Origin of the sequence: Ferrovibrio sp. (assembly GCF_035304305.1) — a bacterium.
Taxonomy (GTDB): domain Bacteria; phylum Pseudomonadota; class Alphaproteobacteria; order Ferrovibrionales; family Ferrovibrionaceae; genus Ferrovibrio.
The window spans coordinates 1-9,080 of the sequence record NZ_DATGQG010000097.1 but is presented as its reverse complement, the minus strand read 5'-3'; the positions used below and the strand labels follow the sequence as shown (position 1 = coordinate 9,080).

General features: G+C 67.0%; 7 protein-coding genes. 4 read left to right on the top strand and 3 right to left on the bottom strand.

Annotated elements, in window-relative coordinates; all coding sequences use genetic code 11:
- A partial coding sequence (locus VKZ87_RS11585; RefSeq protein ID WP_324221416.1) for a tetratricopeptide repeat protein occupies positions 1 to 602 on the bottom strand: 602 nt, incomplete at its 3' end.
- 44 nt (positions 603 to 646) lie between these two features.
- Between VKZ87_RS11585 and VKZ87_RS11580 the strand changes: the two genes are divergently transcribed.
- The 4 genes from VKZ87_RS11580 to VKZ87_RS11565 all read left to right on the top strand — a co-directional run bounded on the left by VKZ87_RS11580 (position 647) and on the right by VKZ87_RS11565 (position 6,698).
- Positions 647 to 2,107 carry a lipopolysaccharide biosynthesis protein gene (locus VKZ87_RS11580; protein ID WP_324221415.1) on the top strand — a complete coding sequence of 487 codons (1,461 nt, stop codon included), beginning with the start codon at positions 647 to 649 and terminating at the stop codon, positions 2,105 to 2,107.
- Positions 2,104 to 4,797 (top strand): bifunctional acetate--CoA ligase family protein/GNAT family N-acetyltransferase, encoded by a 2,694-nt coding sequence (locus VKZ87_RS11575; RefSeq protein ID WP_324221414.1) that lies wholly within the window; start codon positions 2,104 to 2,106, stop codon positions 4,795 to 4,797. The genes VKZ87_RS11580 and VKZ87_RS11575 overlap by 4 nt, the downstream gene beginning before the upstream one ends.
- Before the next feature lie 111 nt (positions 4,798 to 4,908).
- Positions 4,909 to 5,901, top strand: coding sequence for a GTP 3',8-cyclase MoaA (gene moaA / locus VKZ87_RS11570; protein WP_324221417.1), 993 nt, complete (start codon positions 4,909 to 4,911; stop codon positions 5,899 to 5,901).
- Positions 5,902 to 5,927: 26 nt separating this feature from the next.
- A complete protein-coding gene (locus tag VKZ87_RS11565) occupies positions 5,928 to 6,698 on the top strand; it encodes an NAD kinase (protein WP_324221413.1) in 771 nt (256 codons plus the stop codon).
- A gap of 58 nt (positions 6,699 to 6,756) precedes the next feature.
- On the opposite strand, the gene VKZ87_RS11560 is transcribed toward VKZ87_RS11565, so the two are convergent.
- On the bottom strand, positions 6,757 to 8,340 hold the full coding sequence (locus VKZ87_RS11560; RefSeq protein WP_324221412.1) for an ABC transporter substrate-binding protein: 1,584 nt from the start codon (positions 8,338 to 8,340) through the stop codon (positions 6,757 to 6,759).
- A gap of 84 nt (positions 8,341 to 8,424) precedes the next feature.
- Positions 8,425 to 9,039 carry a LysE family translocator gene (locus VKZ87_RS11555; protein WP_324221411.1) on the bottom strand — a complete coding sequence of 205 codons (615 nt, stop codon included), beginning with the start codon at positions 9,037 to 9,039 and terminating at the stop codon, positions 8,425 to 8,427.
- Positions 9,040 to 9,080: the final 41 nt, after the last annotated feature.

Below are 9,080 nucleotides of genomic sequence, written 5' to 3'. Positions count from 1 at the left end.
TCCGCGGCTTCGGCAAACTGCTCGCGTTCCAGAAGCTGGTTGCCGACGCCGTTGAGCGCTGCCGGATCTCCGGCATCCCGTTCCAGCGCCGCCTGGAAAGCGGCATGGGCTTTCTGCTTCTCGCCCAGACGGCGCAGGACGATGCCGAGGAAGCTGAAGCCGCGCGCATCATCGGGGCTGACCGCGGTCATGCGGTCGAAACAGCCGGCCGCGGCCGCGAGGTCGCCGCGATCGAGCCGGCAGCGGCCCTTCTCGAACAGGAGCTCCGGGTCCCCGGGCGCCTTCAGAAGCCATGTCTCGATCAGCGCCTCCGCCGCATCCAGCTGCTGCGCCTGGCGGTAGCTGGCGATCAGCTGGCGCGCCGCGAATATACTGTCGGGTTCCGTTTCCAGCGCCGCGCGGAAGCTGCGGATCGCGTCGTCCAGCCGGCCCTCGTGTTTCGCGATCAGACCGAGCCGGATCCGGGCGCCCGCATTGGCCGGATCGATGCGCAGCACGAGATTGCAGGCGTGCTGCGCCTCCTTCATACGGCCTTTGCCGTAGAAGCCCTTGGCCATCACCAGGGCATTTTCGATCTGCGCGCGGATATTGTCATCAAGCATGGGAATCCGGCAACACTTATGCCATGAGACTTAACGGATTGGTAATGCCGGGCAGGAATGGGACGGTTGCGCCGGATCGGCTGGCTGGCGTTCCCGCATTTCTCGAGGCGCTGCGGCGCGACTATGTCGGCTATCTGCTGGCGCTCGGCACGCTCAGTCTCGGCAACCTGCTGCTCCTGCCGCTGATCACCGCCTGTCTGTCCGCCGCCGAACTCGGGCTGTACAGTCTGGTCGTCACCGCCATGGTGCAGGGCACGACCTTCGGCCTGCTCGGGCTCAAATTCGCCTATCTGTACCACTATGCGCAGCATGACGAATCCGAACGCCCCGCCCTGCTCGGCGCCTGCCTGCTGCTGAGCGGCTGTGCCAGCGTGGCCGCCGGCCTGCTGCTCTGGGCGGTGTTTGCCACCCCGCGGATCATGGCCTTCTTCGATGCCGAGCCGCTGCCGCAGGGCTGGCTGCTGGTTCCGGCGCTGCTCTCCGGCTGCGTGCAGACGCTTCTGCTCACCGAACTGCGCGCCGCCCGCCAGATCGGGCTGTCCAGCCTCATCGCCATCGCCCAGCTCGTCGCCATGCTCCTGCTCAGCGTCCTGCTGGTCGTCCGCTTCGACGCCGGCCTGCCGGGTCTGATCGCTGCCGGCGCCCTGGCACAGGGCCTGGCCTGTCTCGCCGGCCTTTCCCTTCTCGCCGGCCGCATCCGGCTGCGCGGCGCATTGCCCCATGCCAGGCGGCTGTTGCGCTACGGCCTGCCGCTGATGGCGGGCCTGATGCTGCTCTACAGTCTCGACACGCTGGCCCGCTTCCTGATCGCCGCCGTCATCTCCATCGAGGCGGCAGGCCGCTTCCTCATCGTCGCGCAGATCGCCGGCCTGTTCGAGGCGCTGCTTGCGCTGCCCTTCCTCACCGCCTGGGGCGGTCTGGTCCACCATGCGCTGCGCCGCCCCGAAGCGAGTATCATTCTCAGCCGGGTATCCGGTCAGGCGATCGTCGCCGCCGCCCTCCTGCTGCTGGGGTTCCTCGCCGTGCAGGACCATCTGTTCCGGCTGCTCTCGCACGACGCGGCGCCCGAACTCGCCGGCGCCTTCGCGCTGCTGCTGCTGATCAAGGCCATCCAGCTGGTCAAGTCGCCGCTGAGCGCCGGCATCCTCCGCACCGGGACCACCGGATGGGCGGTGCAGAACAACCTGCTGATGGTGGCGGTCTTCCTTCTGACCTTTTTCCCCTTCAGCCGGCTCTGGGTGCTTGAAGGCATGGTCACGGCCATGCTCTGCGCTAACATCGTGCCGATGCTGACCCTCACCGCCGCCGCCCACCGCCATTGCCCGCAGCGAATCCGTCCGCAGGTATGGGCGGCCGGCCTGCTGGCCGTCTCGGCCGTCGCCGCAACGCTGTGGTTCGGCCATGTGCCGGCGGTTCCGCTGGCGGCGCTGCTGCTCGTCGCCGGCCTTGCCTTCCTTTCCCGCCCCGATCTTCGAACCCCTGAACAGGCCACCCCGCTGCCATGACGATCCGCAATCTCGACAAGCTCTTCTCCCCGCGTTCGGTTGCCGTGATCGGCGCCTCCGAGCGGCCGAACCGCGTCGGCACCGTCGTGCTGCAGAACCTCGTGCGCGGCGGCTTCAGCGGGCAGATCTGGCCGGTCAATCCGAAATACCGCGCCCTGCAGGGCCTGCGCTGCTTTCCCGGCATCCGTGCCCTGCCCTCGGCACCGGACCTCGCCGTCATCTGCACGCCGCCCGCGACCGTGCCCGACCTGATCGCGGCGCTCGGTGAATACGGCTGCCGGGCCGCCGTGGTGCTGACAGCCGGCCTCAAGCAGCAGACCCTGCCGGACGGGCGTCACCTGCAGCAGGCGATGCTGGATGCGGCCAAGCCGCATCTGCTGCGCATCCTCGGACCGAACTGTCTCGGCATGCAGATTCCGGGGCTGAAACTGGATGCGAGCTTTTCGCATGCGACGGCCGAACCGGGGCAACTCGCCTTCATCAGCCAGTCCGGCGCGCTGTGCACGATCGTGCTCGACTGGGCCAGGCAGCATCGGATCGGCTTCAGCCATTTCGTGTCGCTGGGCGATTCCGCCGACGTCGATTTCGGCGACATCCTCGACTACCTCGCCGGCGACCCGCAGACCCGGGCGATCCTGCTCTACATCGAGTCCGTCCTGCATGCACGCAAGTTTCTTTCGGCGGCCCGCGCCGTGGCGCGCTCGAAACCGATCGTCGCGGTGAAATCGGGCCGCAGCGCCCGCGGCGCTGAAGCGGCGGCGTCCCATACCGGCGCGCTTGCCGGCGGCGACGATGTCTACTCGGCTGCGCTGCAGCGCGCCGGTATCCTCCGCGTGGACGGGGTCGAGCAGCTGTTCGATGCCGTCGAGACGCTGGCCCGCAGCCGCCAGCTGCCGGGCGAGCGGCTGGCCATCATCACCAACGGCGGCGGCCCGGCCGTCATGGCGGTAGACAAGCTGATGGAATATGGCGGCAAGCTTGCCGATCTCGCGCCCGAGACGATCGCCGCGCTCGACGCCGTGCTACCCTCCACATGGTCACGCAGCAATCCGCTCGACATTATCGGCGATGCGCCGAGCGAGCGTTATGCCCTCGCCGTCGAGGCGGTGCTGAAGGATCCGAATGTCGACGCCATCCTGGTCATGCATGCACCCACGGCGATCGTGCCTTCGATCGAACCGGCGCGGGCGGTGATCGAGGCCGCCCGCGGCGCCACCAAGAATATCCTGACCTGCTGGTCCGGCGGCGACGCGGTGGTGGCCGCGCGCAAGGCGTTCGCCGAAGCGGGGCTGACGAGTTTCAGCACCCCGGACTCCGCCATACGCGCCTTCGCCAATATGGTCGAATACCGGCGCAACATGAAGAACCTGATGGAAATTCCCGATGCCCTGCCGGAGGATTTCCAGCCCGACTTTGCCGCGGTCCGCAGAATCATCGAGGCGGCGCTGGCGGAAGGGCGCCAGATGCTCAATGAGGTCGAGGGCAAGCGCCTTCTCGCCGCCTACGGCATCCCGGCCGTGCCGACCGAACCGGCCGCGACACCGCAGGCCGCCGCCGAAGCCGCGCATCGGGTCGGCTTCCCGGCCGCACTTAAAATCCTGTCGCGGGACATCACGCACAAATCCGATGTCGGCGGCGTTGCCCTCAACCTGAGCAGCGAGTCCGAATTGCTGGCGGCGGCGGAGGCGATGCTGGCGCGCGTGCGGGAGCGCCGGCCGGAGGCCCGCATCGACGGCTTCACCGTCCAGCCGATGATCCGCAGGGCCCGCGCCCACGAGCTGATCATCGGGGCGCTGACCGACCCGATCTTCGGACCGGCGATCATGTTCGGCCAGGGCGGCGTCGGCGTGGAAGTGATCGGCGACCGCGCCATCGCCCTGCCGCCGCTGAACATGCATCTGGCCAACGATCTGGTCGAACGCACCAAGGTCAGCCGGCTGCTGTCCGGTTACCGGGATTTCCCCGTCGTCGACCGCCGCGAACTTGCCACCATCCTGATCCGTGTCAGCCAGCTGATTTCCGACCACGCCGAAGTCCACGAGCTGGACATCAATCCCCTCTTCGCCGACGACCAGGGCCTCATCGCACTGGACGCCCGCGTCGTGGTCAGGCCCAGCGACAGGGTCGGCCATGACCGTCTGGCCATCCGCCCTTATCCCAAGGCGCTGGAGGAAACCGCCACGCTGCGGAACGGAATGACCGTGCTGCTGCGACCGATCCGCCCCGAGGACGAACCCGCGCATGTGGAGTTTGTCGACAGCGTCTCGCCCGAGGACTACCGGCTGCGCTTCTTCTCCACCATGCGCAAGCTCCCGCACGGCGAAATGGCGCGCTTCACGCAGATCGACTACGAGCGCGAAATGGCGTTCATTGCCGTCGCCACTCTGGACGGCAAACAGAAGACCCTGGGCGTCGTGCGGGCCATCACCGATCCGGACAACCAGCGGGCCGAATTCGCCGTGCTGGTCCGGTCCGATTTCAAGGGCCACGGACTGGGCGAGGTGCTGATGCGCAAGATCATCGCGTATTGCCGGCAGCGCGGCACCGCGGAAATCATCGGTGACATCCTGCGGGAGAACCAGGCCATGCGCGCGCTGGCTGCCGAACTGGGCTTCAAAACGGTTCCGGGTCATACCGGTTCCGACGTGGTGCAGGTCAGCCTGACGCTTCACCCTCAGCAGACAGGCTGATTCAGCGCCTTTTCCGCCGGATCCCGGCATCGACGGGGGATTGCCCCCACCCCCGTGCCTCTCTATGTTAACCACTGGAGGTGGGCCCAGATTGTGGCGGCCCGTTCAGGCATGCAGGATCCCTTCGGCCGCACGATTTCCTACCTGCGCGTATCGGTCACCGATCGCTGCGACTTCCGCTGCAACTACTGCATGGCGGAAGACATGACCTTCCTGCCCAAGGCCGACGTGCTCAGCCTGGAGGAGCTCGACCGGCTCTGCTCCACCTTCGTGCGGCTCGGTGTGCGCAAGCTGCGCCTCACCGGCGGCGAGCCGCTGGTGCGGCGCGGGATCATGACGCTGATCGACAGCCTCGGCCGCCATCTGAAAACCGGCGCGCTTGACGAGCTGACACTGACCACCAACGGCAGCCAGCTGGACAGGTATGCCGAAGGCCTCGTCGCCGCCGGCGTGCGCCGGATCAATGTTTCGCTGGACACCCTGAAGCCGGAGAAATTCACCGCGATCACCCGCTGGGGCAAGCTGGAGAAAGTGATGTCCGGCCTTCGGGCCGCCAGGGCAGCCGGCCTGCAGGTGAAGATCAATGCCGTCGCGCTGCGTGGCGTGAACGACGACGAATTCGACGACCTGATCGCCTGGTGCGGCGAACAGGGTTTCGATCTGGTGCTGATCGAGGTGATGCCGATGGGCGAGATCGGCGAAGCCGCCCGTCTCGACCAGTATCTGCCGCTTTCCATGGCCCGGGCCGCGATCCAGCGGAAATGGACGCTGGACGAGACCGACTACCGTACCGGCGGCCCGGCACGCTACTACGTCGTGCGCGAGACCGGCCGGCGCCTCGGCTTCATCACGCCGCTGACCCATAATTTCTGCGAAAGCTGCAACCGCGTGCGTCTCACCTGCACCGGCACGCTCTACATGTGCCTGGGGCAGAATGATGCCGCCGACCTCCGTGCCCCGCTGCGACAGTCGGAAAGCGATGCCACGCTCGAAGCCGCGATCCTGGAAGCCATCCAGCGCAAGCCCAAAGGCCATGACTTCGTCATCGACCGCCGCCGCGCAGCGCCCGCTGTGCCGCGCCATATGAGCGTAACCGGCGGCTGATGCCCGCCCAGATCCCGCGAAACCGGATGAGCGACCCGAACAAGATTGCCTTTGTCGCGGCCCATGGCGAGTCGGCGGAAGCCGCTCGCAGGCGCCTGATCCACCGCTACGGCAATACGCCGCCGGAGGAGTGCGACGTGATCGTGGCGCTCGGTGGCGACGGTTTCATGCTGCAGACGCTGCACCGCTACATGAATCTGAACAAGCCGATCTACGGCATGAACCAGGGCACCGTCGGCTTTCTGATGAATGAGTATGCCGAGGATGACCTGCCGGCGCGGCTGGGCAGCGCCAATCCGGCCACCGTCCATCCCCTGCGCATGAAGGCCATTTCGGTGAACGGCGCGACCGAGACGGCGCTCGCGATCAACGAGGTGGCCCTGCTGCGACAGACGCGCCAGACCGCCAAGCTGCGCATCTCGGTGGACGGCCGCGTGCGGATCGAGGAACTGATCTGCGACGGCGTGCTGATCGCCACCCCGGCCGGCAGCACGGCCTACAATCTTTCGGCCCATGGCCCGGTGCTGCCGCTCAATGCCGGCGTACTCGCGCTGACCCCGATCAGCGCCTTCCGCCCGCGCCGCTGGCGCGGCGCCCTGCTGCCGCGCAGTGTCACCGTGCGGATCGAGGTGCTGGAGACGCCGAAGCGGCCGGTCTCCGCCACGGCGGATTTCCACGAGGTCCGCGATGTCGTCGAGGTCGAGATCAAGGAAGCGCCCGAGATCGCGCTGCGCCTGCTGTTCGATGCCGGCCACGATCTCGAGGAACGCATCCTGAGCGAGCAGTTCACCTTCTGACAGAAGAAAACGCCGCGGCCAGTGGCCGCGGCGTTCGCCTGTTCCGGTGCGGGACGCGTCAGTCGCGCGTCACGCCGTTGGCAAAGGTGTACTGGTCGGCGCGGGCCTTGTAGCTCAGGCCCTTGCGCGTCGCCCAAGGCGTCACCTCGATATGGATCGGGATCAGCGCCTGATCGTCCAGCGCCATCTTGGATGCCTGCTGCAGCAGGGCCTCGCGCTTGGCGTCGTCCACGGTCTTCAGCGCCTCTTCCAGCACCGCGTCCATCTTCGGATTGGAGTAACGGCCCTTGTTGGTGGTGCCGAAGCCCTTCTCCTTGTTCGGCGTGGCGACCAGCGCGCGGAGCGGATCCGACATTTCGCCGGTGCCGGCACCCCAGCCCGCCAGATAGGCGGAGTACTTGAAGTCGTCACGGTTCTTGAAGAACACCGTGCGGGTCACCGCTTCCACCTTGGTCTTGATGCCGATGCGGGTCCACTGCGAGGCGACCGCCTGCGAGATTTCCGCGTCGTTGATGTAGCGGTCGTTCGGCGTGCCCAGCGTGATCGAGAAGCCGTTCGGATAGCCGGCCTCGGCCAGCAGCTTCTTCGCCTGGTCCGGATCATACTTGTCCGGCTTGGCATCCTGGCGGGTACCGAACATCGGATAGGGCAGGAAGTCGCCGGTCGGCTGGCCCAGGCCCTCCATGATGCGGCTGGCAATGGCATCGCGGTTGATCGCCAGCGACAGCGCCTTGCGGACACGGGCGTCCTTCAGCGGGTTCTTGCCGTTCGCATCGGGGATGCCGGCGGTAGTCGGCTCGCTGAAGCTGTCGAGATGGATGTAGATCAGCCGGTTCGAAACCGCCTGGCTGATCTTCACGTTGGGATTCTCGCGCAGCTTCTTGAGGTCGGCCGGCGGCGGATTCTCGATCATGTCGACGTCACCCGCCAGCAGGGCAGCCACGCGGGCGGCATCGTTCGACATCGGGCGGTAGATCACCTTCTCCCAGTTCGGCTTGCCGCCCCAGTAGGCCGTGTTGGCCTCCAGCACGAGGCGGTTGCCGCGCACCCACTCGACGAACTTGTAGGGGCCGGTGCCGACCAGGCCTTCGCCCTTGCTCAGCGCTTCGGTGGTCATGCCTTCGGCGACATCGGCCTTGGCCGCCTCGGCCGACATGATGGCGACGCGGCTGAGATCGGTCGGCAGCAGCGGATGCGGCGACTTGGTGACGAAGTGGATGGTGTGATCGTCCACCACCTTCATCTCGGCGATCGAGCGGGTGAAGATGATCATCGAGGACGGGCTGTTCGGCACCTTGGCCGGACGGTTGATCGAGAAGACCACGTCGGCGGCATTGAAGTCGGAGCCGTCATGGAACTTCACGCCCTTGCGCAGCTTGAATTCCCAGGTCGTCTCGTTGAGCGGCTTCCAGCTCTCGGCGAGGCCCGGCACCAGCTTCTGGTTCTCGTTCTGCAGGATCAGCGTGTCGAAGATCGTATAGGCGATCTGATTGTTGGGGCCGAGATTGTGATAATGCGGATCGAGCGCGCTGGGCTCCGCCGACAGGCCGATCTTGAGCTCCTGCGCCAGTGCCGGCAGTGCCGTCATCGTCCCGATCGAAATCAGGGCGGCCGCGGCCAGCTTTTTCCATTGCATGGTCATTCTTGTCATCTCCCCTTGACGGCGCTGGCATGCGCCGGACTGCCGCGCAGATTGCCGGCTAAAATGCGCCCTGACAAGGACTTGCTACAGCACGAGTGCGAGAGCGAAGGCGATCAGGACGGCGCCGGCAATGCGGTTGATCCAGCGCTTCCAGCCCTCGTCGATGCGGTGCCGCAGGACGGCGACGCTGCCGCTCAGGAATGCCCACCAGAGCAGCGATCCGATGAAAACACCGGCAACTGCTGCGGTAGCCGTGGCAGGCGTCGCGTCTGCCGCCAGGCCAAGCCCGGCAAACAGGGCAGCGAAGGACAGGATGGTGGCCGGATTGCTCATGGTCAGCGCAAAGGTCACAGCCAGGAGCCGCCAGGGCCGTTCCTCGCGTCCGGATTCGGCCGCTCTGGTCGCCGCCGGCGCCAGCATGGTGCGCCAGCCGAGCCAGGCGATGAAGGCCGCGCCGGCCCAGCGCAGCACCTGCCCCGCCATACCCTCGGTCACGCCGGCCAGCGCGGCGAACCCGGCCGCCGCCAGTGTCGCATAGAGCGCGTCGGCCAGCGCGGTGCCGATGCCGCCGCTGAATCCCGCCCAGAATCCGGCCGCCATGCTGCGCTGGATGCAGAGCACGCCGATCGGTCCGACGGGAGCCGCGACGGCTATCCCCAGGAGGACACCGCGCAGCAGCATCTCGATCTCGCCGCTCACGGTCCGGTCCCGCCCAGCGGCAGCGCCGCAGTCTCCTTGGC